This window comes from Algoriphagus sp. CAU 1675 (assembly GCF_029222925.1).
In the GTDB taxonomy this organism is placed as follows: Bacteria; Bacteroidota; Bacteroidia; order Cytophagales; family Cyclobacteriaceae; genus Algoriphagus.
Genome location: NZ_JARHUI010000002.1, coordinates 271,412 through 295,589, shown reverse-complemented (window position 1 = coordinate 295,589; position 24,178 = coordinate 271,412). Strand labels below are relative to the sequence as shown.

23 protein-coding genes and 1 pseudogene are annotated in these 24,178 nt (G+C 43.0%); 10 read left to right on the top strand and 14 right to left on the bottom strand.

The window, feature by feature from the left end:
* Positions 1–7: 7 nt before the first annotated feature.
* The gene (locus P2G54_RS05300; protein WP_275868951.1) at positions 8–586 is read right to left on the bottom strand and encodes a phosphonate degradation HD-domain oxygenase; all 579 of its coding nucleotides are present in this window, start codon (positions 584–586) and stop codon (positions 8–10) included.
* Between the two features lie 312 nt (positions 587–898).
* On the opposite strand from P2G54_RS05300, the gene P2G54_RS05295 reads away from it, so the two are divergent.
* The 9 genes from P2G54_RS05295 (at position 899) to P2G54_RS05255 (ending at position 10,114) form a co-directional block, all read left to right on the top strand.
* Positions 899–1,609, top strand: a complete 711-nt coding sequence (locus P2G54_RS05295) for an HAD hydrolase-like protein (protein ID WP_275868948.1) — start codon at positions 899–901, stop codon at positions 1,607–1,609.
* 1 nt (position 1,610) lies between these two features.
* On the top strand, positions 1,611–2,927 hold the full coding sequence (locus P2G54_RS05290; RefSeq protein ID WP_275868946.1) for a DUF5690 family protein: 1,317 nt from the start codon (positions 1,611–1,613) through the stop codon (positions 2,925–2,927).
* A gap of 1 nt (position 2,928) precedes the next feature.
* A complete protein-coding gene (locus P2G54_RS05285) occupies positions 2,929–4,065 on the top strand; it encodes a TIGR03364 family FAD-dependent oxidoreductase (protein WP_275868944.1) in 1,137 nt (378 codons plus the stop codon).
* Positions 4,066–4,238: 173 nt separating this feature from the next.
* Positions 4,239–4,811: an XRE family transcriptional regulator gene (locus tag P2G54_RS05280; protein WP_275868941.1), complete on the top strand. Its 573-nt coding sequence runs from the start codon at positions 4,239–4,241 to the stop codon at positions 4,809–4,811.
* A gap of 107 nt (positions 4,812–4,918) precedes the next feature.
* Positions 4,919–5,608 (top strand): class I SAM-dependent methyltransferase, encoded by a 690-nt coding sequence (locus P2G54_RS05275; protein WP_275868939.1) that lies wholly within the window; start codon positions 4,919–4,921, stop codon positions 5,606–5,608.
* A gap of 198 nt (positions 5,609–5,806) precedes the next feature.
* Positions 5,807–6,070 carry a hypothetical protein gene (locus P2G54_RS05270; RefSeq protein WP_275868937.1) on the top strand — a complete coding sequence of 88 codons (264 nt, stop codon included), beginning with the start codon at positions 5,807–5,809 and terminating at the stop codon, positions 6,068–6,070.
* Positions 6,071–6,286: 216 nt separating this feature from the next.
* Complete coding sequence (locus P2G54_RS05265) at positions 6,287–7,882, top strand: SulP family inorganic anion transporter (protein WP_275868935.1); 1,596 nt, start codon at positions 6,287–6,289, stop codon at positions 7,880–7,882.
* Positions 7,883–7,896: 14 nt separating this feature from the next.
* On the top strand, positions 7,897–8,535 hold the full coding sequence (gene can, locus P2G54_RS05260; protein ID WP_275868933.1) for a carbonate dehydratase: 639 nt from the start codon (positions 7,897–7,899) through the stop codon (positions 8,533–8,535).
* A 175-nt stretch (positions 8,536–8,710) separates the two neighbouring features.
* Positions 8,711–10,114, top strand: coding sequence for a sugar porter family MFS transporter (locus P2G54_RS05255; RefSeq protein WP_275868931.1), 1,404 nt, complete (start codon positions 8,711–8,713; stop codon positions 10,112–10,114).
* 8 nt (positions 10,115–10,122) lie between these two features.
* Here P2G54_RS05255 and P2G54_RS05250 read toward each other — a convergent pair whose 3' ends face one another.
* From P2G54_RS05250 to P2G54_RS05190, 13 genes and pseudogenes are all read right to left on the bottom strand, one after another.
* Positions 10,123–10,815 (bottom strand): GNAT family N-acetyltransferase, encoded by a 693-nt coding sequence (locus P2G54_RS05250; RefSeq protein WP_275868929.1) that lies wholly within the window; start codon positions 10,813–10,815, stop codon positions 10,123–10,125.
* A 118-nt stretch (positions 10,816–10,933) separates the two neighbouring features.
* The gene (locus tag P2G54_RS05245; protein ID WP_275868927.1) at positions 10,934–11,809 is read right to left on the bottom strand and encodes a PIG-L family deacetylase; all 876 of its coding nucleotides are present in this window, start codon (positions 11,807–11,809) and stop codon (positions 10,934–10,936) included.
* 170 nt (positions 11,810–11,979) lie between these two features.
* Positions 11,980–12,450 carry a heme-binding domain-containing protein gene (locus P2G54_RS05240; RefSeq protein ID WP_275868925.1) on the bottom strand — a complete coding sequence of 157 codons (471 nt, stop codon included), beginning with the start codon at positions 12,448–12,450 and terminating at the stop codon, positions 11,980–11,982.
* Complete coding sequence (locus tag P2G54_RS05235) at positions 12,450–12,845, bottom strand: heme-binding domain-containing protein (protein WP_275868923.1); 396 nt, start codon at positions 12,843–12,845, stop codon at positions 12,450–12,452. Before P2G54_RS05235 ends, P2G54_RS05240 begins: the two co-directional genes overlap by 1 nt.
* Positions 12,846–13,317: 472 nt before the next feature.
* Positions 13,318–15,693, bottom strand: a complete 2,376-nt coding sequence (locus P2G54_RS05230) for an alpha-L-rhamnosidase N-terminal domain-containing protein (protein ID WP_275868921.1) — start codon at positions 15,691–15,693, stop codon at positions 13,318–13,320.
* 63 nt (positions 15,694–15,756) lie between these two features.
* Positions 15,757–17,382: a carboxylesterase family protein gene (locus P2G54_RS05225; RefSeq protein ID WP_275868919.1), complete on the bottom strand. Its 1,626-nt coding sequence runs from the start codon at positions 17,380–17,382 to the stop codon at positions 15,757–15,759.
* A gap of 189 nt (positions 17,383–17,571) precedes the next feature.
* On the bottom strand, positions 17,572–17,970 hold the full coding sequence (locus tag P2G54_RS05220; RefSeq protein ID WP_275868917.1) for a cupin domain-containing protein: 399 nt from the start codon (positions 17,968–17,970) through the stop codon (positions 17,572–17,574).
* A 4-nt stretch (positions 17,971–17,974) separates the two neighbouring features.
* A pseudogene (locus P2G54_RS05215) lies at positions 17,975–18,343 on the bottom strand (cyclophilin-like fold protein).
* Positions 18,344–18,448: 105 nt separating this feature from the next.
* The gene (locus tag P2G54_RS05210) at positions 18,449–19,513 is read right to left on the bottom strand and encodes an NAD(P)-dependent alcohol dehydrogenase (protein WP_275868916.1); all 1,065 of its coding nucleotides are present in this window, start codon (positions 19,511–19,513) and stop codon (positions 18,449–18,451) included.
* Between the two features lie 165 nt (positions 19,514–19,678).
* Positions 19,679–20,161 (bottom strand): cupin domain-containing protein, encoded by a 483-nt coding sequence (locus tag P2G54_RS05205; protein ID WP_275868913.1) that lies wholly within the window; start codon positions 20,159–20,161, stop codon positions 19,679–19,681.
* Positions 20,162–20,219: 58 nt separating this feature from the next.
* A complete protein-coding gene (locus tag P2G54_RS05200) occupies positions 20,220–20,813 on the bottom strand; it encodes a DapH/DapD/GlmU-related protein (RefSeq protein WP_275868912.1) in 594 nt (197 codons plus the stop codon).
* Between the two features lie 138 nt (positions 20,814–20,951).
* A complete protein-coding gene (locus P2G54_RS05195) occupies positions 20,952–21,821 on the bottom strand; it encodes a helix-turn-helix domain-containing protein (protein ID WP_275868910.1) in 870 nt (289 codons plus the stop codon).
* A gap of 39 nt (positions 21,822–21,860) precedes the next feature.
* Entirely contained in the window at positions 21,861–22,748 is an 888-nt protein-coding gene (locus P2G54_RS05190) for a helix-turn-helix transcriptional regulator (RefSeq protein ID WP_275868908.1), read from the bottom strand.
* Positions 22,749–22,913: 165 nt separating this feature from the next.
* Between P2G54_RS05190 and P2G54_RS05185 the strand changes: the two genes are divergently transcribed.
* Entirely contained in the window at positions 22,914–24,095 is a 1,182-nt protein-coding gene (locus P2G54_RS05185) for an alpha/beta hydrolase-fold protein (protein ID WP_275868906.1), read from the top strand.
* Positions 24,096–24,178: the final 83 nt, after the last annotated feature.

Here is a 24,178-nt window from a genome sequence, read left to right as displayed (position 1 = left end):
CAACCCTTCAATTCCTTTCCAAAACCAATTCAGCCATGTCTCTGTATTTTTTCAGTTCGGGTAGTGGGATGTCTTCCAGCTTTGCTTCCTCATCCCATTTTCTCATTTGGAGCGAGGCCTCGAACAAAGGATCTTTTTCAAATGCAATTGCTTCTTGCTCGTTCATGGGGCCACCTTGGTACTCCAAGGTATTCTTGCTCGCTTCAGAAAGCAGGGCGAAATAATCCGGGTTTCGGCAGGTGAGGTAGCGTTTCGCCTGAACGTGGTTTTCAACCAACTGAGCTATTTTCTCGGGAAAACCCAACATCCTTAAAAACTGCGCACCGATTTGTTCATGTCTTTTTGCCCCAAATCCTCCCATGGACTCTGCAGTTTCCAAGTGGCTTAACAAATGCCCAAGGTCATGGAAAAAGGCGGCTAAAATCACTTCTTCCTCAAACCCTGCTTTCTCTGCTAGTTGGGCAGACTGACACATATGCTCAATCTGGGAGACAGGCTCTCCAATGTAATCCTCTGAGCCAAATCGTGTATAAAATCCAAAAAGTAAGTCCAGTTTTTCCGAAGTAGTAAGTAGATGGGGTTCCATAGCTATTTGTTTATAAATACTAAATTCATCATTAAATAAATTCAAAGGAATTTTTCAATATGAATTTTAGATGAAGCTTTAGTTACCAATGTATTTTCAATTTTATGTCAATTTAGGTTGTTTTTTAAGAATAAGGGAATTGAGTCGAAACAATACCTTAATGAAATGATAATGGATTTTGGAAAGACCAAAAATTTCTGAAAGTTTAATTTTGCTAAACAAATATTGAGTTGGTTTTGCAAGAGTAGGGGGAGGGTTTTGAATGGCTTCTCCCCCGGAACCCTAAAGCCTTTACAGTAAAATTAGATTTCCATGCCTCAGATTAAGTTGGCGGTCTTTGATATGGCCGGTACCACTATTTATGATGAAAACAATGTAGCCAAAGCTTTCCAGGCCGCCCTTAATAAAAGAGGGTACCCAGGAGTCTCCTTGCAGGAAGCCAATGAAAAAATGGGCTATTCCAAGCCCCAAGCTATTCGTGAATTGCTGGAAATCCATGAGCCAAATGCGGAAAAAATCACTGAAGATCTGATTGGTGAAATCCATGAGGATTTTGTCAAGGGAATGCTGGAGCATTATGCCACTGACCCTTCCATCCGTCCTGTTGCGGATGCGGAGAAGGTCTTTGAAGTCTTGCATGCAATGGGGATCAAGGTGGCCTTGGATACTGGTTTTAGCAGGGATATCACAGATATCATCCTCCAAAGAGTGGGATGGACCCAGGGAAAGTATATAGATGCTTCGGCAGCGAGTGATGAAGTGGAAATGGGAAGACCTTATCCCTTTATGATCCAAAAGATCATGCAGGAGCTGGGAATAGAAAATCCCAAATCGGTGATCAAAATCGGTGATACAGAGGTAGATATCAATGAAGGTCACAATTCAGGTTGCCTGATGAGTATAGGCGTGACTTCAGGGGCGTATTCCGCCGAGGAATTGCTTCCCCATCATCCTACTCATCTGATAGCCTCCCTGAGTGAATTGATTGGATTGGTTGAAGCATACGAAAAATCACTTTCCTGAAATGCTTCGAAGTGCACTCCTTTCCAAAAAGCTTCAGGAGGCTAATTCCTTCCAAATGAGTGTGTTTGCAGCTTTAATGGGTTTCTTGGTGTATTCCAGTATGTATGCTTTTCGAAAGCCTTTTGCCGTAGCAGCTTTTGAGGGAGAGGAGTTTTTGGGATTGAACCTGAAAATCTGGCTGATTCTTGCACAGACCCTTGGGTATATGGCCTCCAAGTTTTATGGGATCAAAATGATTTCCGAACTCGGAGATAGGGGAAGAGCCCGTTTGATCCTGACGCTGATTACATTATCCTGGATGGCATTGTTGGGTTTTGCCTTGGTTCCCGGTCCTGCGGGGATTTTGTTTTTTGTCCTCAATGGCTTTCCACTGGGATTAATTTGGGGAATAGTTTTTCATTATATGGAGGGGAGGAGATTTACAGAAATGATGGGAAGCATGTTGGCTGCCAGCTTTGTTTTTTCATCAGGTTTTGTCAAGTCTATAGGACGTTATCTTTTGTTGGACTGGGGAGTGACAGAATATTGGATGCCTTTCTTGACAGGTGCAGTTTTTTTTCCTCTGTTACTGGTTGCGGTAGTTTTATTGGATCATATCCCGTCTCCTTCATTAGAGGATCAAAGGATGAGGTCTCCCCGGTCTTCTATGGACTCAGCTTCCAGAAAAGTCTTTTTTAGGGAGTTTCGAATAGGAATCATGCTTTTGATTTTGGTATATATGATGCTGACGGGACTTCGGGATTTGAGGGATAATTTTGTTGTTGAAATTTGGAGTGGGTTGCAAATGGAAGTAGCGCCAGAACTCCTGACTAAGACAGAGGTGCCTATCACGCTTATCCTGCTCGGGCTGATGTCTCTCCTGGTTTTGGTGAGAGACAATCAACGGGTCCTCTTTCTGAATCATTGGATAATTCTTGGGGGCTTTGCCATTACCATCCTTTCAACTTTGGGATTGCAAGCAGGAATACTATCTCCTTTTTATTGGATGGTATTGACCGGAACGGGTATTTACATGGCCTATATTCCCTTCAATTCACTTCTCTTCGACCGACTGATCGCCACTTTTAAATATGCTGGAAATGTAGGTTTTCTCATGTATTTGGTCGACAGTTTTGGATACTTAGGCTCCAGTCTAGTATTGGTTTTTAAACAGGTTGGAGGTACTCAAAACCTCAGTTGGCTCAACTTTTATCTCAGTAGCATCCTGGTTTTTCTAAGTATATCCTCCCTTTTGATGGGGGTTTCCCTTTTCTACTTTCAACGCAAACTAAAAAAACGGGAGAAGGAAGCCCCTGTCTCCCTTTCCCTGATCAATTGATATGAATACATCTCAGAAAGCAATCGTCATCGGTGCCGGTATAGTTGGCTTGGCGCTTACCCGGGCCTTGCAGGCTAAAGGCTGGCAAGTCACAGTGATAGAGAGGCACCCCCAGGCTCAGGGAGCTTCGGTGCGGAACTTCGGGATGGTTTGGCCCATAGGCCAGGCACAGGGTCCGACTTTTATGAGGGCTATGCGATCCCGTGAAATTTGGCTGGAACTCAGTCAAAAGGCTGGGTTTTTCGCCGAACAGACCGGTTCCCTTCATTTGGTTTACTCTGATCTTGAAAGGCAAGTTGCCAAAGAATATGTAGGGGCCATGACCGGGATCAAATCAGCCCAATGGCTGGATGCGGAAGAGGTTGGGGAAAAAAGCCCTGCGGCGGTTTTGGAAGGACTAAAAGGAGGAGTTTGGTCAGCTGATGAAGTGATCGTGGATCCACGGGAGGCCATTTATAAAACTGCCAGCTATCTGGAAGATCTCGAAGGTGTAGAATTTATTTGGAATAGGGCAATTTCCCGAATTGAGGGAAATAAGGTTTACTCCGGAATGAAGAGTTGGTCAGCCGATCGGATTTTTGTGGCTTCAGGAGCAGATTTTGAAACCCTCTATCCGGAATTGTTTGAAGCTTCCCCAATTACAAAATGCAAATTGCAAATGATACGTTTGGTGAGGCAACCGGAGGCTTGGAGGATTGGGCCTCCGCTATGTGCAGGGCTGAGCTTTACCCATTACAAAGGTTTTGAAGTCGCTCCCTCACTTCAAATTTTAAAGGAACACTATAAGAAAGAGTTTCCTGAATTGGTAGAAATGGGGGTCCATGTGATGGTGTCCCAAAACGGTCTTGGGGAATTGACGGTTGGGGACAGTCATGAATACGGTTTGAATCTTTCTCCTTTTGATCAAAGCCATGTCAATGAATTGATTCTTGAATACTTGAAAAAATTCGCGCAATTCAGGGATTGGAAGATTGATTCCACTTGGAACGGTATATATCCTAAAATGACGAATGGTGCAACTGAATTTGTTCATCAATTGGATGAGTATGTGACCATTGTCAATGGTTTGGGAGGAGCTGGAATGACCCTTTCATTTGGCTTGGGAGAGGAAGTAGTTGATCAATTGGAAAAAGTTTAGGTTTCGTTTTTTAAACTTTCCTAAAAACAGGGCTTTTTCTGGGTCTCTTCTTTAGACATTAACAGCCTAAAACCTACAACCTATAACTCTCGACGTCCCAACTTTTAATTTTCAATCCCCTGTTCAAACCCCATCTTTTTTGTAGTTTCCAAAAAATATAGCAAAGCTGATTCATGGAACATGAGGTGATCGTACAGATCAGTAATAAAATTAAAAGTATCAGAAAGGAAAAAGGTTTGACCCTTCAGGAGGTGGCAGATCGGGCAGGAGTGACCAAGGGTTTGATCTCTCAGATTGAAAATGGTCGGACTATTCCATCCTTATTGGTATTGATTCAACTGATTAAGGCATTGGAAGTGGATCTGGATGAGTTTTTCAATGAACTCAGCCTACACTCCAAGGAAGCTTCCATTGTGGTACAGCGAAAAGCAGATTATGAGCATTTTGAAAAGGAAACTGCGAGTGGGTATGAGTATTTTCGGATTTTTACCAAAAAGGTGAAGGAAAGCACCATCGATATTGTGTTGTTGGAGATTCAGCCGGGATCCTCCCGTGATTTCGTTCAAACCGAGGCCTACGAGTACAAATACATGATTTCCGGTCGGGTAAAATATATATTTAGAGATCAGGAGCTTGTTTTGGAAGCAGGGGATTCTATGCTTTTTGATGGAAGATTGGAGCACAATCCCTTTAATATAGGAGATGAAACTGCCCGCATGTTGGTGGTTTATTTTTTTGAGGCTTAGCTCCATTTATTGAACCTTATTCCTCTTTCAATTGCTTTATGGCAAAAGGCTGTCCCTATTTGGGACGCTTCTCTAACTCAAACCTGTGTTTAAACCAAATCTCACCCATGAATCAGGAATTTTGCGATATCAGTGACAAGGGGAAAAGTTGTTGCTCCAAGCCTATAGAGAATTCTGTACCAATGGATTTGAAAGCACATTGGAACCAGGCTTATAGAAATAGTCCGGATGAGCAATTGGGTTGGTATGAGACTGATCTCAGCCCGACTTTGGGTCTCGTTTCGAAAAGTAACCTCGGGTTTGGGAGCAGGATTTTGAATGTGGGTTCAGGGAGTACCAATCTCATAGATGCCTTGCTTCAGAGGGGCTATTCCAAGCTGATTGCTACTGATCTGAGTGAAGTGGCTTTGCAGCGACTTAAAGCTAGAGTTGGAGAAAAGATGGTTGAGTTCATTGTGGATGATTTGACCCGGCCTGAGTCCTTGCTTCATATCGAACCCGTGGATTTGTGGATAGACCGTGCTGTTCTTCATTTTTTTACGGATCCAAATGAGCAATCTGTATACTTTGATTTGCTGAAGAACAAGGTGAAACCCGGTGGTTTTGTAATGCTGGCCCAATTCAACCTGGAGGGTGCAGATAAATGCTCCGGTCTTCCGGTAGTTAGGTATAGCAGGGAAATGTTTGAGGAAAGACTGGGAGAGGATTTTGAATTGCTGGATAGTTTCAACTATACCTATACCATGCCCAATGGGGAGGAAAGGCCCTATGTTTATGCCCTTTTTAGGAAAGGGTAAATGGCCTTTCGAAGGCAGTTGGCTATGTTTTTTCAGGGAATTGGTTTTATAAAAATTTTTTATGATTTAAATTTTTTCTTTTTATTTGAATCCTGATCCGGTAGAAATATGGAACTGTTCATCTCCGGATTTACCCTAAATCATTGATTTGAAGCGAATAGCTACATGAGGAGGATTCTGATCTTATTAAGTTTTCTTATGGCAGTCAATTTGGTCTCCTGTACGTATTACGGGCTGATCCAATTGAATGCAGAAGAATTGGTGGAGACCAATCCTTTGCAGGAAATTCTTGAGGATCATTCTTCTAATAAGAGTTATTATGTCCTTTCCTTTAGTTTTTTTCAGCCTTTGGGGATTGAATCCCAAGAGAGCAAATACTTTGGAAGGGATGCTGAACTTTTTTCTACATACACCCAGGAAATTCACGTACCGCCTCCTAATTCCCTTTCCTTTTTTCTTTGATTTTCAGATCCGGGGTTTGCCTGGATTTATTTCTCAAGTCTGATTTCCCAGAAAATCGAATGCACAATCCTCTCCGATTCGGATTGGAACTAGTCCTGTGTGATTGTTTGGTTTGTGATGAAGGTAAGCTGCTTCATTAGGTAGCCATATAGGACTATTTCTGTCCATTGATGGATGTGTCTGGAAAATAGGCTCAATTACTCTAAACCATTATCTATGAAATCCTTATTCAAACATGCTGGCAAAGATTTGTCGGCATCTATTGTAGTGTTTTTTGTGGCTTTACCCCTTTGTTTGGGTATTGCACTTGCCAGTGGGGCTCCTTTGTTTTCAGGGCTGATTGCTGGAATTGTCGGCGGTATAGTGGTAGGGTATCTCAGTGGATCCTCCTTGGGCGTCAGTGGTCCGGCCGCTGGTTTGGCTGTCATTGTTCTGACAGCTATCGGTACATTGGGTACCTTCGAAAACTTCCTGCTAGCTGTTGTTATTGCGGGGATAATCCAGTTGCTCTTTGCTGTATTAAAAGCCGGGGTCATCGGATATTATTTCCCCAGTGCCGTGATTAAGGGAATGTTGGCAGCGATTGGGATCATCATTGTCCTGAAGCAGATTCCACATGCTTTGGGTCATGATTCGGATTATGAGGGAGACCTTAATTTTCTTCAGCCAGATGGAGAAAATACCTTATCGGCATTGACTGCCATGATGGAATCCCTTACTCCCGGAGCCATTTTCCTGTCCCTAATCTCACTTGCGATTTTGATTCTTTGGGACAAGGTACTTACTAAAAAAAGTAAGGTGTTCCAATTGTTTCCTGGGCCTTTGGCAGTTGTGATCTTTGGATTGCTCTTCCAGAGCCTAATTCCGGAAAGCTCTTTCTTGTTCATCGATTCTTCCAAACTTGTTAATGTTCCCATTCCGGAGAATGTGAGCATGTTCATAGGACAGTTTTCAATGCCGAATTTTGAGGCCATCACCGACATCAATGTTTGGACGGTGGCATTTACCCTTGCCGTGGTGGCAAGTTTGGAAACCCTGCTTTCGGTGGAGGCAGCAGATAAGTTGGACCCCGAAAAAAGGGTGACACCAACCAACCGTGAACTTTTTGCCCAGGGAGTGGGAAATGTGCTCTCAGGATTGATAGGAGGACTTCCAGTAACTCAGGTCATTGTCCGCTCCTCTGCTAATGTCCAATCTGGAGGGAAAACCAAATTGTCTGCCATTTTACATGGGTTCTTTTTGCTGATTGCCGTGATTTTGATCCCCACTTTGTTGAATAAAATTCCTTTAGCGGTGCTTGCTGCGATTTTGTTGGTGGTAGGATACAAACTCGCCAAACCAGCCCTTTTCAAAACTATGTTTCGATTAGGTAAATCCCAGTTTATTCCTTTTATCGTGACGGTGATAGGGGTGGTTTTTACCGATATCCTGGTCGGAATAGGTCTTGGAATGCTCGTAGCTATGATGTTTATCCTCATAGAGAACTACAGGAATTCCCATTTTCTCCACATTGAGAAAGACGCTGACAAAGGGAGTCATATGACCATGACTCTTGCTGAGGAATTGTCATTCCTGAATAAAGGGGCCATCCTTAAGGAATTAAGCCGGATTCCGGAAGGAACCCATCTCGAACTGGATGTGCGAAAAACCATACGCATGAATTACGATGTGATAGAGATTCTGGAGGATTTTTCCTCCAAAGCGAAAGAAAGAAATATCCGGATCAAACTGATTTCCAACAAGGGAGTAGTGGAAAACCTCAATAGTTTCAGTGCATTTTTTGGCCTGACCGAACCCCTAAACTCACATTAAATATTTCATAAAACATGAATCAGAATTATTACAATCAATTACTTCAGAATAATAAGGAATGGGTGTCTACCAAATTGAATGCTGACTCCACCTATTTTGAAAAATTGGCAAATGGACAGCAGCCTCCTTTACTTTGGATTGGCTGTGCGGACAGTAGGGTGCCGGCCAATGAAATCATCGGTGCCCAACCGGGAGAAGTATTCGTACACCGAAACATTGCCAATATGGTGGTGCATTCGGATATGAATATGCTCAGCGTGCTGGATTACGCTGTCAATGTTTTGGAGGTAAAGCACATCATCGTTTGTGGACACTACGGTTGCGGAGGGGTCAATGCCGCTATGAGTTCGAATACCTTTGGCCTTATCGACAACTGGATCAGACACATCAAGGATGTGTACCGTTTTCATCATAGGGAACTTGATTCCATTCAGGATGAGAAGCAACGATTTGACCGATTTGTGGAGCTGAATGTAATTGAGCAGGTGTATGATCTAGCCAAAACTTCCATCGTGCAAAATGCCTGGAAATCAGCAAAGACACTTTCTATTCATGGATGGGTATACGGAGTCGGCTCCGGTGTGATCAAGGACCTAGAGGTGAATATAGCATCCAATTCCAGTTTGGAAGAGGTGTATAGGTTGAAAATCTAAGCATTAGAATTGCCTGTTTTCCACAAGCTCAAAACTCCGGTAAACTGATTGCCGGAGTTTTGTTTTTGAAGGTCTTTCTGGTAAAAAACAGAGTTTAGGGTAGGAGCAGGATTGATGGATTGGATATTTCTTTTATTTTCTGGCTTGAAAATAATAAAGCCCAAAATCCTATCCCATGACTCAAAACTACAGCTATAACCAATCCTATATTTGGTTGATCAGTTTAACAGCCGCGTTAGGTGGCTTTTTGTTTGGATATGATTGGGTGGTGATCGGTGGTGCCAAGCCTTTTTATGAGCCCTTTTTCAATATTACTTCTGTTTCAGACCAAGGTTGGGGCACGAGTTCGGCTTTGGTAGGCTGTATGATCGGGGCGACTCTTTGTATTTTGATTTCGGATAAGTTGGGCCGAAAGAGGCTTTTGATCTTTTCTGGGTTTCTGTTTTCACTTTCTGCAGTAGGTACGGCTTTGTCGGACACTTTTTGGTGGTTCAATTTTTATAGAATTGTAGGAGGAGTAGCCATGGGAATAGCGCTGAATTTATCTCCCCTGTACATAGCAGAGCTTTCGCCTCCTGAGAAAAGAGGCAGGATGGTGACCATCAATCAGCTTTTGATCATGATTGGGGTATTGTTGGCTCAGTTGGCCAATTGGCAGATTTCGCTGCTGGATACCCAGTTGGCTGAAGATGCAAGTTTTGAAATGATTGCTTCCAGTTGGAGTGGACAGTCGGGCTGGAGATGGATGTTTGGAGCAGAAGTGATTCCTGCTCTTTTGTTTTTCCTGCTGATGTTTTTTGTGCCGGAATCCGTTCCTTGGTTGATCAAAAACAAGGAGGAAGACCGGGCCAGTAGGATTTTGGAAAAAATAGGTGGGCAGAACTATGCGAAGGATACGATTTCTGAGATAAAAACCACGTTGAAGGAAAAGGATCTTGCCCGTGTGGATTTCAAGGATCTCCTGCATAAGAATGTATTGAAACTTTTGGGAATCGGGATTTTTCTGGCCTTTCTTCAGCAGTGGAGCGGGATCAACGTGGTGATTTATTACGCGGCGGATATTTTCCAAGCTGCAGGCTACAATCTCAAGCAGATGATGCTCAATATCGTGGTGATCGGAGGTGTGATGGTTCTTTCGGTCTTTATCACTCTATTTACAGTGGACAGATTTGGTAGAAAAAAGCTTTTGCTTGTCGGGACCTCGGCGATGGCTGTACTGTATGGATTGATTGGCTATACTTTTTATATTGAGCAGGGCGGTAATCTGGTTGTGGGCTTGGTTTTGAGCAATGTGATGTTTTATTCCTTTACCTTGGCTCCCCTGCTGTGGGTGGTATTGGCAGAGATTTTTCCGACCCGGATCCGAGGAGCAGCCATATCTATTGGAGCTCTTGCTCATTGGTTGGGTAATTTTACCCTGACTTATTTCTTTCCCGCAATTCAGGAAAATTTGGGATGGGCCAATAATTTTTGGCTGTATGGTGGGATTTGTGCCTTTGGATTTGTGGTTCTGTATTTCCTGTTGCCCGAAACCAAAGGAAAATCCCTGGAGCAACTGGAAAAGGAGTTGATAGGATAGAAGCCTTTCTAATCTGTTTTTTTCCTGAACATATAAAAGATAATCTCGGACCTGATCTCATAGCCAATCCGCTTGTAGACATTGATGGCCCGGAGGTTGGTTTGCCTTGCATGTAAAAAAGGAATTTTTCCTTTCTGAAGAATGGATTCCGTCAGATGGCTGACTATGTGGGCTCCGTATCCTTTTCCTAGATAATCCGGATGGGTGCAGATGGCACTCACTTCGGTAAATTCATCCAAATGCATTCTTTCCCCTCCCATAGCAACCAGTTTGCCTCCTTCAAATATCCCGTGGTAGTTGCCAAACTCAATCGTCCGTTTGGTAAAGGGACCGGGTTTTGTTAATGCCGTCAACTCAATCATTTCATCCACATGGGAGGGGTTCAGAGCCTGAATTTCAATTTCCTCACTCTTGACCTGTTTGAAATCGGAAGGTTGACAGGTCAGCTGAAAAGTCGGAGTAGTAAATCCAATTTCAAACTTGTCCAAAAAATCAACCCGCTCTGCTATCAAAAGAAACCAATTCCGATTCTCCGGGCCGCATTCCAACAAGTGTTGCTGATGTGCCTCATCCCATTTGGCTAAGCCTATAAAGGGGGCTATTTCAGGATCAAAAAAAGCGATTTTATCAGTACCAATGTTTTTGTCGATTTCTGAAGTATTCAGGGCATTCCAAATGGGATTGTCTAGAGGGGAATTCATTTTTTTAAGGCATTTCGGGCAAATGTAGAGGAAAAAGAGAGACTTCGCCTGTTTCCCTAAACCGATACAGGCTCCGGATATGGAGCTTGTATGTTGATTTCGATGGTGCAGAAAGACCTTATTTCAGCATGGGAAAGAGGCGTTTGAGTTCCTCCTTGTTGGGTTGGGTTCCGTACTCGCAGATTTCGAATGCTTCGGCAAATTGTATCTGGGCAGCTTTTTCCTTTCCATACCATTCCTCAAGACCTTTTCTTACAACGGCATTTGGAGCTGTGGCCCGCTTTGATTTTAGCCAAGCTAAGCGCTCTTCCTTTCCTTCGGGGATTTCATCAGGGTCATTTCCAATCCAGGGCAACCACTCGTAAAACTGGGATACATGGGCATCCAGCGCATAGATCTTTTGGTCAATGACTGGAGTGATGTCAATGGCGATATCAGCTTCGAAGGGGTTGGGTTTTTGAAAATGATCCTGGTAATACAGAAATACCGGGTTTTTGCGAAGGGGAGGAGTGTCAGCGGCAATATTGGGAACTCCTACCATAAAGGCTGCATCTTGAACCAAAATCCCAGTATAGCGATGGTCGGGATGGTAATCATTAGATCGGTGGGAAATCACTACATCTGCTCCCCATTCCCTGATTTTGCGGATGATGTCCAATCGAATTTCCAAGGTTGGGGTAAGTTCTCCATCGTGGTTGTCAAGAACATCGTATGTGATTCCCAATCTTTTAGCTACCTCTTGAGTCTCCTGATATCTTCTTTTTGCGAGCATTCCTCCACCCATTTCCATATGGCCTGCATCCCCGTTGGTGACAGATAGAAATTTGACTTCATGTCCCATGGCTGCGAAAAGAGCTGCAGTACCTCCGGATTTGATATCACAATCATCCGGGTGGGCTCCGATCATCATGATTCTAAGGGGTTTTTCCTGGGAAAATGCCTGTGGGTGAAAACTGAAAACAAATAGGATCAATAGGCTTAGATAGATTTTCATAGGGTTATTGTTTGGTTGGAAAAAGCTAGGGAAATAGGAGGGGAAATGCAAAAGCTGGGAGGACAATAGGTAAATCTGAACTTTTAAAATGTGATTGATCTAATTCAAATTGCCCATAAAAAAAGTGCAAGCGTTTCGGCTGCACTTTCTTAAATAATTAGGATGCATCATTATTCGTCTTCCGACTCTGCAATGATATCCATTGCTTCTTCTGCCCAAGATACTATGGCCTGCTTTTGTTCCTCACTCAGTTTGGCAGAGGGATGCATGATGGTATAGATCCCCAAAGGCATTTTCCCTTCCTCAACTTCTGAATAAATGTCGTCCAACTTTCCCAGTTGGTCCAACATGTCATAATCTTCCCAATTGGAAAAATTAAGTTCTTGCCGGGCTTCTCTCACATCCTTGGCTACTAACCAGGAAGAAGGGGCCACATGGGCATACCAGGGATAAGAAGGTTCATTGCTGTGGCAGTCGTAACAGGCGGTTTTTAGCAAATTAGCGACCTCGTCAGAGACAATCCCGCTTCCAATCAAATCTCCGGGGTTGTTGTTTTCCACAGTTGGGAGTTCATTGGGCACCAATTGTAAGACAAGAATCAAAACAACAGGAATCCCCAATAGGTAATGCCATCGCTTCATCAATCCGTAGATTTCTTTTTACCGCCACTCCACTCCAGGAGGGTCGAAAGTTCTTCCTCTGAAAGCTTGCCTTCAGGTTTGTTTTCCAGGAATTTTTTAGGAGGCATTTCTCCTTTTTCCAGGACTTCCCTGATTTTGCCTTTTGCAGCCAGCTGCTTTGATTTTTTTGATGATTCAAAAGCATCCCAATCCAGTTTGGCTTTTCCTTTTTCGTTTTTGGACTCTGCATTATGGCAACCATAACATTTCTGATCCACAACAGCCTTTACATTGGCGGGCATATCCGGAGCTAGGGAATGTAACTCGGGATAAGTTTCCACTTCAGGCTTTTGAGTAGCCTGAAAGAATAACAGGCCAATCATTCCCGCAACAGGGAGAAATAATAGTTTTTTCATAATTGGTTGAATAAAGGGTTAAAATAATAATATGAGTAAGATTTTAAACTGACAAATTTGCCCTAGATCAAAGTTTATTTTTCAGGTTATCAGTAATGGTTGATTTTTGGAAAGACACATTTCTTCAAAAAACGGGTTTTGCTTAGTATTTGTTTTGTATGGAATATTTTGTTTTAAGTAATGATTGTTTAAAATAAAGTTTTGCAAAGGCCTGATGTTAAAATTAAGTTTCGTTTTTTGGTAGGAATTAACTTTTTGGTTTGGGCTGAACTCTTTGTTTTTTAAACCATAAATTCTTAGGCCACCTGTATCAAAGCGTCTATTCTCACTGAAGCCATAAATCCATTCATCCAAGTCAAATTATAGTTTTATTATTAGTAATCATAATTGCCGGTTTTAATCAGGGGGACTGAGAAAAAATCGCCTGAAGATTTCTCCTCAGGCGATTGAAATAGGCTGTTTTTATTTTCTTTCAAAGGGGTAAGGTATTCATCCCCCCTTTCAATGGATGCCTTTTTCCATTGAAAATCAAGATTCCACTGATGCCATCAGGCAAACTAATTTTTGCAACCGGCTGACTGGTTAAATCGTAAGAAACCGATATTTCTCCTTTAGAATGCGGCATTTTGCCAGAGAGCTTTTTGAACTCTCCAAGATGTGGTTTGATAATGACCTTGCTGAATCCCGGGCCATCACTGTCGATACCCAAGATGGTTCTGTAAAATTCAATATTTGGACTGGATCCCCAAGCATGACTGTCTGAACGGGTTTTGTCCAAACCTGAAGTTTCCGCCCAAGTGGTCAAGCCCAAATCGATTGCTTTTCTCCAAACATCCAAGAAAGAAAGATATTCATCTCCTTTACCTACCTGAACCAAGGCCTGATGGATGTAATACTTGAAGTAAATGGTGGCTTCAACCATTCCGTTTTCCATCGCATGGATTTTCTCCCCAATAGATTTGGCTTCGTCTCCAGACACTAAGCCGGAAAGAATTGCCAAGGCATTGGCATGTTGAGAAAACACATCTTTTTCGGATCGGTCTGCAAAGAGACCTTTGGAAGCATCCCAGTATTTTTTGCGGATGGTAGCTTTTAATCTATCTGCCTCTTTGAGATAGGTTTCACCCAGTTCTTTGATTCCCAAATGCATTTCCAAATCAGCTGCATATTGTAGCGCTAGGACCATTTGCAGGTCTAAGATGGCTGAGTTTCCATCTTGACCGATTGGTGGAATTCCTTGCTTCCATTCGGTACCAACCGCCCAGTCCACAAATGCCCAGAAAGGTAATGTTCCTAAAGAGCCATCCTCACCCTGAACACTCTGGAAATATTGGATGACTGATCTGGAGGAGTTGAGCTTAGTCTTTAAGAACTCAAGATCAGATCCATACATCAGGTAGTCATGAAGCATGCCTACGTACCACATCGAAAATGGAGGGATGTACTGTGGGCTAGCAGAAGGGTATCGGCTAAAGGTTACCCCTTCTGGCTGTTGGGAATAAGAGATCTGGTTGAGTGAATTTTTTGCCAATCGGTCATCTCCGGTGTTGAAATAGGAGATGATGGCCTGAATTCTTCCGTCTCCGATGTATTGTAGCTGTTCATAATATGGGCAGTCCATATAGGAATCCACCGCACAAAGTCGGGCAGTTCTCCAACCTATTTCCAAAATTTTCTGATGCTCAGGATCGTCCGAACCGAATTCTGCTTTCAGCTCAAATGGGAACCCTGTAAACATGGCCTCCATGCCTTTCAAAACCAGTGGTTCTTCCTTGGTTTCGATATCCATCTGAATGTAACGGTAGGTTCTGTAGTTCAGTGAAGTGAATTCCTGATTGGCACTGCCATCAGTCAGGATTTGGTCATATCTTCCCACTATGCTTTTCCCTTCAATTTCGTTTCTGTTTCCTTTGGATCGTTCTTCACCATAAAGGGCTTCAGCATAGGTGATTTTCACCGTCGCATTTTTCCCCTGTCCAAATTTGAAAGTAGGGTAAGCATTGGTAAGGTACTGTTGATCCAAGAGCAAGCTCACTTTGGAATTGGCTGGAACTTGAATAGGGGATTCACCAAAAGATTGAGCGTTGACAGAAAGTCCCTCTGCTTTTCGGATCATAGGGGTTTTTTCAGGAGAAAATTCGAAAGGAGGGATTCCTGAAGGAATCAACATCCAGCCCATCGGTGCTCCAAAGGCACCCACTTTAGTTTTAGGAACTCCCGGAGTGGAGGCCTGGGCAGCTGGCCAATTTTGATCATCCAAATCTGGGGATTGCCAATCTTTGAGGTACTTTCCCATTTCAATATTTTCCCCTGGACCAGCGGCATAATACCCATAAACTCGCACTTGGATTGGAGAATAAGATTCGTCCTTTAGGGCCTTCCAGGTATCGCCCGTTGCAATTGCGGATGCTTCCCCTTCACCATCGAGAATAAAGCCGGTTCGCAAGGAAATCTGGGCTTCGGCTTTTCTTGGGCCTTCATTCCATACTTTTGCCGCAATGGTATTCTTTCCTGATTTTAAATATTTCGCGATATCATACGTGTCAAAAAACCAGTGCTCGATATCATTTCGAGCCGGACCAACACCGATAAATTCTCCATTTACAAACAGCCTATACTTATTGTCAGCAGAGACGTGAATGATGTATTTATCGGGTTTGGTAGCGAGGTCAAAATTCTTTCGGAAAACATACACTCCGTAATCCGTAGGATTGCTTTCTGCAGCAGTAATCCATCTTGCGTTCCAGTTTTTGGTTAAGAAATCAGTGCTAATCTGCTGTGAATAAGATGAAATAGAGGCAAGAAATAGAAAGAGGAATAGAGGAAATTCTTTTAAAAGCCTTTTCATAGCGTTGTAGGTTATCATTTCCATATCTAGATTTTCTTGTTTAAGATTTTTTCAGATTGGTTATCAATTTGTGCTCACAAGTTTTCCGATTTCTCTCCAGGTTTGGAGTTCTTCATGAAATCGGTCTTCGATCACTTCGCATTTTACGTCAATTCGTAGGGTGGGTCTCGTCTCTAGGTTGTAGGCAGGCCAGGCTGGAGCATCTTTGGCGGATGGGATTCCTGTCTTGGCAAAATTTGTCCAAAGCTCAGCAAAATTGTGCGAGGCATGGAATCGGTCCGGTTTGCTACCCCCAAAACCCATTCTCGGTGCTTCTCCTTCTTTCGGAGGCACTTCATTGTTGAATTTGAAGGAAATATCCATGGCATGAGGAGTTCCCATTTCATAGTCCGTTCCCGGAATTTTCATGTCGGATTTGTAGCCAAAATTGTAGAGATACACCGGCGCGCCTCCTTGGATCGCTTTCTTTTCAGCAATTTCAATGGACCCCAAGCCCATCATATTGATGGAAGAAATGGCTACAAAAATATCCGGGGCTGAAGCTTGAGGATTTACCTTTCGATAGGTTTCTACCAGTTTGGTGGCATCTTCCCCAAAAGACTCGGCGAGTCGCTCCGTGATTTGTTCAAAGTTCATGGAATAAGGAGCTGTATCTCGTCGCTGCCAGGCGAAGAAATTGTACTCGTCCTCATTCCAGCCTACCAGAAGCGGCTTGTTTTTGGAAATCTCTACAGCTTTCGGATCAAATGGATGATGAGGCAAGACCTTCCCGTCGATTACGGGTCCAAATCCCCAAATGGGATTGTCCTGAGGATTTCCCAAAAACTGAGGTTGAAAGGGAGGTACATTCGGTATGCTGTTCTGAATTTCAAATAGTTTGCTCGCCGGGACCTCCAAGAGTTCTTTCCAGTTTTCAGGAGCAATATTCAAGGCCTTCAATACTGCATCCGTAGTTTTTTTGGCCTGCTCTTTACTGAGCATTCGAACTCCCGGGCCACTTTCAATAGAGGTTTTGTTGAAATAGGGAGCTGCTTCAGGCATAGCGTAGAGACAGGCCGTTTTTCCACCTCCTCCAGATTCTCCAAAAATCATCACATTGTCCGGATCACCTCCGAAGTTGGCAATGTTTTCATGAACCCACTTCAAGCCCAAAGCGATGTCCTGAACTCCCCGGTTCCCGGAACCCTGATATTCCTCTCCGGCGATTTCATCTAGGTAAAGGAATCCTAGTAATCCCAATCGGTGATTGGTCTGAACGACCACCACATCGAAGTTTCGGGCTAGATTGGCTCCATCCTGTCCACCTGATCCTCCAGAACCATTCACATACCCGCCACCATGACTGTAAAACATGACCGCTCTTTTCTTGCCGTCATTGGCTGGGGTCCAAACATTGAGGAAGAGACAATCTTCGGATGGTTCAGGTTCTCCTCTTCTTGGATTTTGAATGGCAGGTGCTCCCAATTCCAAGGTGTCCCGAACTCCAGTCCAGGATTCAGGCGGTCCCGCTTTTTTAAATCGGTTGGTACCGGAAATCTTTCCCCCATAGGGAACTCCTTTGAAGATATTTACCCCTTCCACTCGCTGACCTCTGATTTTTCCATAAAGCGTATCGGAAGTGATGTATTCTTCCTCTCTTTTTGAATAGGTCCAACCAGATAGAGGAATGGTAGCAATTGCTGTAGCCACAGAAATTTTAGTTAGAAAACTTCTTCGAGAATGGAAGATTGGTGGCATTTTCAGAGGTTAAAGGGTAGGAAAAGATTGAATTTGGAAATTTTGAAAAGTAATGGGATTTGAACAAGTAAACTATCCTGCACTTTAGGGAGAGCTCAATCCTATGCATTCATTGGGCGCCAATTTCAAATTTCAAAAGGCTTATTTTCTTTCGTAATCCTCGTCGGTAACTTTCTCCATCCAGGTAACCACCTTTCCGTCTACTTCCTCCTGAATGGCAATGTGACTCATGGGAGACTTTGGGGATGCGCCATGCCAATGTTTTTCTTCCGGCTCAAAATAGACTACATCTCCCGGACCGATTTCTACGATTGGGCCCCCTTCTTTTTGTACCAAACCCAAGCCCGACTGGACAATCAAGGTTTGTCCGGCAGGATGGGTATGCCAGGCAGTTCTTGCGCCTGCCTCAAAAGTGACCAAAGCCCCTGCAGCCAGTGTTTTGGGCTGTTTGGAAAATAGAGGCTGTATTCGAACCTGTCCTGTAAACCAATCTTCGGGGCCTTTGTAGAATCCGTGAGTTCCGTTCTTTTTAATTTCCAATGTTTTAGTTTTTATGGTGTGTGAAAGTGGCTGTTGTACCCTTGTTTACCGCATTTGCAAAAGCCACGACATTTTCAATTTTTCCCATGGGAATTAATCCCGGAGAGTTCCTGAAGTCTTCATAAAATATTGCAACATCGCCCCATGGAGCATAGTACATGATATCGCCTGCTGAAGGTTTTGCACTGTCAGGAGCTCCAATTTTTGAAAGTGAAGCGGGAGGCTAGAAGATTTTTTCCATACCTGCATAGTCCTCCAATTCCACCTGAAAAGGCATCTGCGTAATTAAGCTTTCTGAAGTCGGATTAGAATAAAGCGTTGCAGCAAATTCCTGATTACCAATCTTTATGCTAATCCTGAAATTATTTTCCATGGAATTTAAGTTAGGAAAAAATACTCCTGTATTCTGTCGGTTTGCATCGGAAATTAGGAAACCAAGGAACAAACAGAATGACAGAAGTATTTTCATTTTCTGCGTTTAAAAGGTAGCAGCGTCGATTACATATCGATATCGAGCCTCTTTGTTGACTACTTTTTCCCAAGCTTCGTTGATTTGCTCTGCTGAGATGATTTCAATATTGGGGCGAATGTCATTCTTAGCACAGTAATCGATTACCTCCTGGGTTTCTGGAATCCCTCCGATCAGAGACGCATTGAAATTAACCCGAGCAAAGGAAAGCATCAGGTTGTTGATGGTGATTTCAGAATTAATTGGCATACCGACTAGGGTAAAAGAGCCATAAGGCTTCACACACATGATGTAGGGAGTCACATTGAATTCATAGGGGATGGTACAAATCATGTAGTCCAGTTTCTTGTTGAAAGCCTGCATGGACTGGAAAGTTTCGTCCACTACAATTACTTCCTTAGCACCCCAGGATTTGATGTCATCTACTTTGTCGGCGGTAGTGGTAAACGCATAAACTTCAGCACCTTTAGAAACGGCAATTTTCAAAGCCAAATGGCCTAATCCACCAATACCTGCCACACCAATTTTATCGCCAGCCTTGAAGTTTGCCTTCATCAGGGGAGAATAGGTGGTGATTCCTGCACATAGCAATGGGGCCGCCTCTTCAAAACTGATGTCTTCAGGGATGTGGACCGCAAAATGGTCTCTTACCACGATTTTGTCGGAATATCCTCCCTGGGTAATACCAGTTGGTTCCTCCTTAGTAGGGAATCCATAAGTGAATAAAGTTTGGCCTCTTTCGCAGAATTGCTCCTCTCCGTGGGTACAGCTTTCACATTCCATGCAGCTGTCCACCATACAGCCTACTCCTGCCCGGTCTCCGACTTTGAACTTGGTCACGTTTTTTCCCACTGCCGCAACAACACCGACAATTTCATGTCCAGGAACCTGAGAGTAAATTTGCTTGCCCCAGTGTCCTTTTTCCTGATGAATATCCGAATGGCAAATGCTGGCAAATTTGATGTCGATCAAGACATCATCATCCCCCATAGGTCTTCTCTCAAATTCGAATGGGCTAAGTTTTCCGGATTCATCGGTTGCGGCATAGCCTCTGGTTTTAATTGCTTGGTTCATTGGAATATTAGTTTGGTCTTTAGTTGGTTTAGAAATCAAATCAAGGGGATTGGTCAGAGCTAGGGTTGCACTGGCCAAGGCTGATTGTTGGAGAAATTTTCTCCTTGGGTTCTAAGGCTTCATGGATTGAGTTAGTTGGTTTAATAGTATTTTAGGCTTGAGACTCTATTTCAAATAGTCTTTATCGGTGACAGCCTCCATCCAGACCACAATTCCTTTCTCTGTGTTGGGAATGATATACAGCTGTTGCATGCCCGTATCCGGACTGGCACCATGCCAATGCCGGGTATTGGGAGGGCAAGTCACCACATCTCCTTTTTTAAGCTCTTGCTTGGGCTGTCCTTCGATTTGATGATATCCATTGCCTGAGGTAATGATGAGAATCTGACCCGCAGGATGGGTGTGCCAGTTACTTCTCGCTCCTGGTTCAAAGAAAACATTACCAACTAAGGTGGTTAAAGAAGTGTCGCTGGCGACAAGTCCATAGTTGTAAGCGTTGCCCGTAAAGAAATTTTCAGAGCCCTTTTGTCCTTGAGGAAAAATGGCTTCAATCGCCTCTTTTTGAGATACTTCCTGTGCCAAAATCCATTGGCTTTGGAAGAAAAGAATGGTTAGAAGTACACTACATAAGATTTTGGTCACTTTCATGGATTTAGGGATTAGTGTTAATAATAGATTCCTATTTCTAATTTATTTGACTAGTTGATCAAGAGTTTATTTCAATTGATTTAATAATCTTGGCAGGAATCCCTGCCACCATGGTATTGGATGGCACATCCTTGGAAACGACTGCTCCGGCTGCTACCACGGCATTTTCACCTATGGTTACTCCGGGAAGGATGGTGACTCCAGCTCCGATCCATGCATTTTTTTGAATGACGATGGGTTTTGCCAGCATTCCTCTTCTATTTTCTGGATTCAAGGGGTGATTTTCGGTAACCAGTTTCACCTGCGGACCAATCAATACATGGTCTTCTATCGTGATTCCTCCCAGATCCAAAAAGGAACAGCCATGATTGATAAATACATGCTTCCCGATTTTGGTGAATTTTCCGAAGTTGGTCATAAAGGGAGGAAAAAGAGTGACCGTAGGGTCCAAGTCCTGGCCTGTGATTTTGGATAAAAGCTCATGTGCCAAGCCGATATCACCTGTAGCATTTATTTGAGCTATCAACTTTAAGGTTTTGGCGCATTCCTCGTTAATTACCTGGAAAACGGGATCTGTAATTGGGACCACGTCCCCAGAAATTAACCGTTGATGGATTTCCGCTAAGCTTATTTTACTGGAAGGATTTTTCATTCCAATTGGGTTTTAAATCTTTCACAAAAGTACCAACCTTAAACAATCTCTAGTTAATACTAATCAAATGAGGAATTAAGATTTTCAAACATGAAAATACTTTTCTAAACTAGTTCCTATCACACGCTAAGAGATAGCCTATTCCCTCAGAGATTTAGGATTAGTACCGGTATGCTTTTTAAAAAAATTGTTGAAATAAGTCGGGTATTCAAAGCCTAAGGCATAAGCAATTTCACTGATATTCCAGTTGGTGTGCTGTAGCAAAGCTTTGGCTTCAATTATGATTCTTTCGGCGATGTGAGCAGAAGTGGGTTTCCCTGTAACTTCCTTTACTGCTCGATTTAGCGAATTGACATGGACAGCCAAAACTTGGGCATAGTCTTGTGGAGTCTTTAGTTCGAGTGGAGACTCAGGTGTTTCAATTGGAAATTGCCTTTCCAGGAGTTCCAGAAAAACAGCAGTTAGACGAGATGATCCACTTTTATGCTGTACAAAATTCTCTGAAGGCTTCATTTTCAGCGCTTCATGAAAAATCAGATGGATGTAATTTCGAATCAAATCATCTTTGAAAGCATAGTCTGACTCTTGCTCTTCGATCATTTTTTCGAATATACTATTCAAATAAAGGCGCTTGTCTTCGGTTATTCTTAAAATCGGTGTCCCGTCTATTTTGAATAAAGGTGATTGTAACAAGCTTTCTTTCCGTTCACTTTGACCCAAAAACTCCTCTGAAAAAAGGCAGGTATATCCGATATAGGTACTCGAGAGGGTTTCCCAGGAATAGGGGATATGAGGGTTGCCAAAGAAAAGAATGGTGCCTTCTTCCTTATAGCTTTTATCAGAATAATTGATGATGCTTTTCCCTGTGGTCAGGCATATTTTAAAAAAGTCTTTCCGGCTATAGACTCGGGTAGCATTTTCATCACTCTCAATCTGGAAGGCATTAAAGCCTTTTAATTTGAGTGAAGTATTAAATTCAGAGAGGGAGCGTTCTGCTACTTGAGTCATGCTTTAAGTTAAGAAATTCAAATGTAACTAGTGTAGAAATTAATTCAACAATTTAAACTCCTGTGGAGTATAGCCGGTAGCCCGCTTGAACATTCGGGTGAAGTGTTGTGGATATTTGAACCCCAACTCATAGGCTACTTCCGAAATGTTTTTGCTTGAATCTTGGATTTTTCGCTTGGCATATTCGATCAGTTTGGATTGTATATGTTCCTGGGCTGATTTCCCGGTTTCTTTTTTGATCAAGTCCCCCAAATAATTTGGAGAAAGATTGATCTGTGCCGCGCAAAAAGCCACTGACGGCAAACCGATTTCCAGAGGCTTTTCAGATTGAAAGTAGTTGGATAAGACTTGTTCAAACCTTGCCAAAACATCCGTATTTACATGATGCCGGGTGATAAATTGTCGGTCATAGAAACGCATGCTGTATTGAAGCAAAAGCTCCAGATTGGAGGTGATTAAGGTTTTACTGTGCTTATCGATGGTCTGTTCTAATTCATGTTTGATTTTTTCAAAGCAATCGTTGACAGTAGCCCTTTCTCGTTCAGAAAGGTGTAATGCCTCATTTACCTCATAAGAGAAAAAGGTGTAAGAATCCATATTTCTCCCAAGAGCAGTCCCCAATAGAAGATCTGGATGAAAAATAATGGCTTTACCTTTTGCCTGCTGTGCATCGTCACTTTCTATTCCATACACTTGATCTGGAGATACAAAAAGTAGTGATCCTTCCTCATAGTCGTAATGGTGGCAGCCGTAAATGATATCTCCGCATTTGACTTCTTTCAGAAAAATCGCATAAACGCCCAATTGTCCTCTTCTGAATTTGAAGGGTTTTAGCTTAGAGAAATCCACCACACTGATCAAGGGGTGCAGGGTTTCCTGGCCAACGTAGGCATTAAATTGAGCGATTGTGTTTGCTTGAGAAGCCATGTATTACTTGATCTTGTTTAGACAATGATCAAATATAAGTCTTTGAAAAAGAAGAAATTTCAAACCTTTCCCAGATCAGGAATAATGGTAATTATTCAAGTAATTGAGGTAAGAGAAATTGATCATGACTGATCAATTTTGTTTGGTGTAAAATAAAATTCAATCATGAGACGATTATTCCTTCAGGTTTTTTTAGGCCTGGTTACCTTCTCCGCCTTTGCGCAACAGGATCTCTTCAATGAAAATCCTATTGTTTCTCCCAAGATCAATCCTGACCATTCGGTCACCTTTCAGGTAAAGGCCCCTGCCGCTAGTCAAGTCAGTGTTTCAGGAAGTTTGGATGGGGAAAAAGCCTTTGCTCCCATCACCTATGAAATGGTGAAAAATGAAGAAGGTGTTTGGAGTTTTACCACACCGGTTTTACCCTCAGAATTGTATAGATATCATTTTATCATTGACGGGGCAAGGTCTACTGATCCTGGAAATGCCTATGCGATCCGTGATGTGGGGAATCTTTCCAGCATCTTTATCATCGAGGGAGGCAAAGCAGATCATTATAAAGTTCAGCAAGTTGCTCATGGTACAGTAGCCTTCCGTTGGTATGATTCTCCTGGAAATGGCAAAATGCGCCGGTTGGGTGTTTATACCCCTCCAGGCTATGAAACTAGCGGCGAGAACTATCCGGTTCTATACCTTTTGCACGGGATTGGTGGAGACGAAGAGGCCTGGACAGGATCGGGACGGGCAGCGGAGATTTTCGACAATTTGCTGGCAGAAGGGAAAATTAAACCGATGATCGTAGTAATGACCAATGGGAATGTTTCTCAGGAAGCTGCACCAGGCAAAGGCAGTGATGGATTTGTGAAGCCAACCTTTATGCTCCCACATACGATGGATGGGAAATTTGAAGAAACCTTTGTGGACGTGATGACTTTTGTGGAGGGTAATTACCGGACCCAAGCCACCAAAGAGGGGAGAGCCATTGCCGGACTTTCTATGGGTGGATTTCATACCGCCAATATCTCCATGTACTATCCTAATACCTTTGATTATATCGGGCTGTTTTCCTCGGCACTGGGGGTTAGGCCTGGCGGGGAGACTCCCAACTCAGCTGTCTATCAGAATCAGGATGAAAAGTTGAAACTGCAGCGGGATAATGGCTATAAATTATACTGGATGGGTATGGGTGTAGACGATATGCCGATGATATTTAATGGTAATAAAGACTTTAGAAAAAAGATGGATGACTTTGGGATGAAGTATGAATACCTGGAAACTGAAGGAGGCCATACTTGGAATAACTGGCGGGATTACTTGGTGGTGTTTTCCCAAAAGCTGTTTAAATAAAATCGCTGAATTCAAAAAGAAGGCCTTTCCAAATTTGGAAAGGCCTTCTTTTTGCAAAAAAAAATGCATGATTGGTCTATTTT

Excerpts from the sequence above, each read along its gene's own strand:
- P2G54_RS05200 (WP_275868912.1), bottom strand. The coding sequence starts at position 20,813 with ATGAAAAATCCTTCCAGTAAAATAAGCTTAGCGGAAATCCATCAACGG.
- P2G54_RS05230 (WP_275868921.1), bottom strand. The coding sequence starts at position 15,693 with ATGAAAAGGCTTTTAAAAGAATTTCCTCTATTCCTCTTTCTATTTCTT.
- P2G54_RS05300 (WP_275868951.1), bottom strand. The coding sequence starts at position 586 with ATGGAACCCCATCTACTTACTACTTCGGAAAAACTGGACTTACTTTTT.
- P2G54_RS05205 (WP_275868913.1), bottom strand. The coding sequence starts at position 20,161 with ATGAAAGTGACCAAAATCTTATGTAGTGTACTTCTAACCATTCTTTTC.
- P2G54_RS05295 (WP_275868948.1), top strand. The coding sequence starts at position 899 with ATGCCTCAGATTAAGTTGGCGGTCTTTGATATGGCCGGTACCACTATT.
- can (WP_275868933.1), top strand. The coding sequence starts at position 7,897 with ATGAATCAGAATTATTACAATCAATTACTTCAGAATAATAAGGAATGG.
- P2G54_RS05210 (WP_275868916.1), bottom strand. The coding sequence starts at position 19,513 with ATGAACCAAGCAATTAAAACCAGAGGCTATGCCGCAACCGATGAATCC.
- P2G54_RS05240 (WP_275868925.1), bottom strand. The coding sequence starts at position 12,450 with ATGAAGCGATGGCATTACCTATTGGGGATTCCTGTTGTTTTGATTCTT.
- P2G54_RS05235 (WP_275868923.1), bottom strand. The coding sequence starts at position 12,845 with ATGAAAAAACTATTATTTCTCCCTGTTGCGGGAATGATTGGCCTGTTA.
- P2G54_RS05280 (WP_275868941.1), top strand. The coding sequence starts at position 4,239 with ATGGAACATGAGGTGATCGTACAGATCAGTAATAAAATTAAAAGTATC.
- P2G54_RS05185 (WP_275868906.1), top strand. The coding sequence starts at position 22,914 with ATGAGACGATTATTCCTTCAGGTTTTTTTAGGCCTGGTTACCTTCTCC.
- P2G54_RS05275 (WP_275868939.1), top strand. The coding sequence starts at position 4,919 with ATGAATCAGGAATTTTGCGATATCAGTGACAAGGGGAAAAGTTGTTGC.
- P2G54_RS05245 (WP_275868927.1), bottom strand. The coding sequence starts at position 11,809 with ATGAAAATCTATCTAAGCCTATTGATCCTATTTGTTTTCAGTTTTCAC.
- P2G54_RS05270 (WP_275868937.1), top strand. The coding sequence starts at position 5,807 with ATGGCAGTCAATTTGGTCTCCTGTACGTATTACGGGCTGATCCAATTG.
- P2G54_RS05190 (WP_275868908.1), bottom strand. The coding sequence starts at position 22,748 with ATGGCTTCTCAAGCAAACACAATCGCTCAATTTAATGCCTACGTTGGC.
- P2G54_RS05290 (WP_275868946.1), top strand. The coding sequence starts at position 1,611 with ATGCTTCGAAGTGCACTCCTTTCCAAAAAGCTTCAGGAGGCTAATTCC.
- P2G54_RS05265 (WP_275868935.1), top strand. The coding sequence starts at position 6,287 with ATGAAATCCTTATTCAAACATGCTGGCAAAGATTTGTCGGCATCTATT.
- P2G54_RS05285 (WP_275868944.1), top strand. The coding sequence starts at position 2,929 with ATGAATACATCTCAGAAAGCAATCGTCATCGGTGCCGGTATAGTTGGC.
- P2G54_RS05195 (WP_275868910.1), bottom strand. The coding sequence starts at position 21,821 with ATGACTCAAGTAGCAGAACGCTCCCTCTCTGAATTTAATACTTCACTC.
- P2G54_RS05255 (WP_275868931.1), top strand. The coding sequence starts at position 8,711 with ATGACTCAAAACTACAGCTATAACCAATCCTATATTTGGTTGATCAGT.
- P2G54_RS05250 (WP_275868929.1), bottom strand. The coding sequence starts at position 10,815 with ATGAATTCCCCTCTAGACAATCCCATTTGGAATGCCCTGAATACTTCA.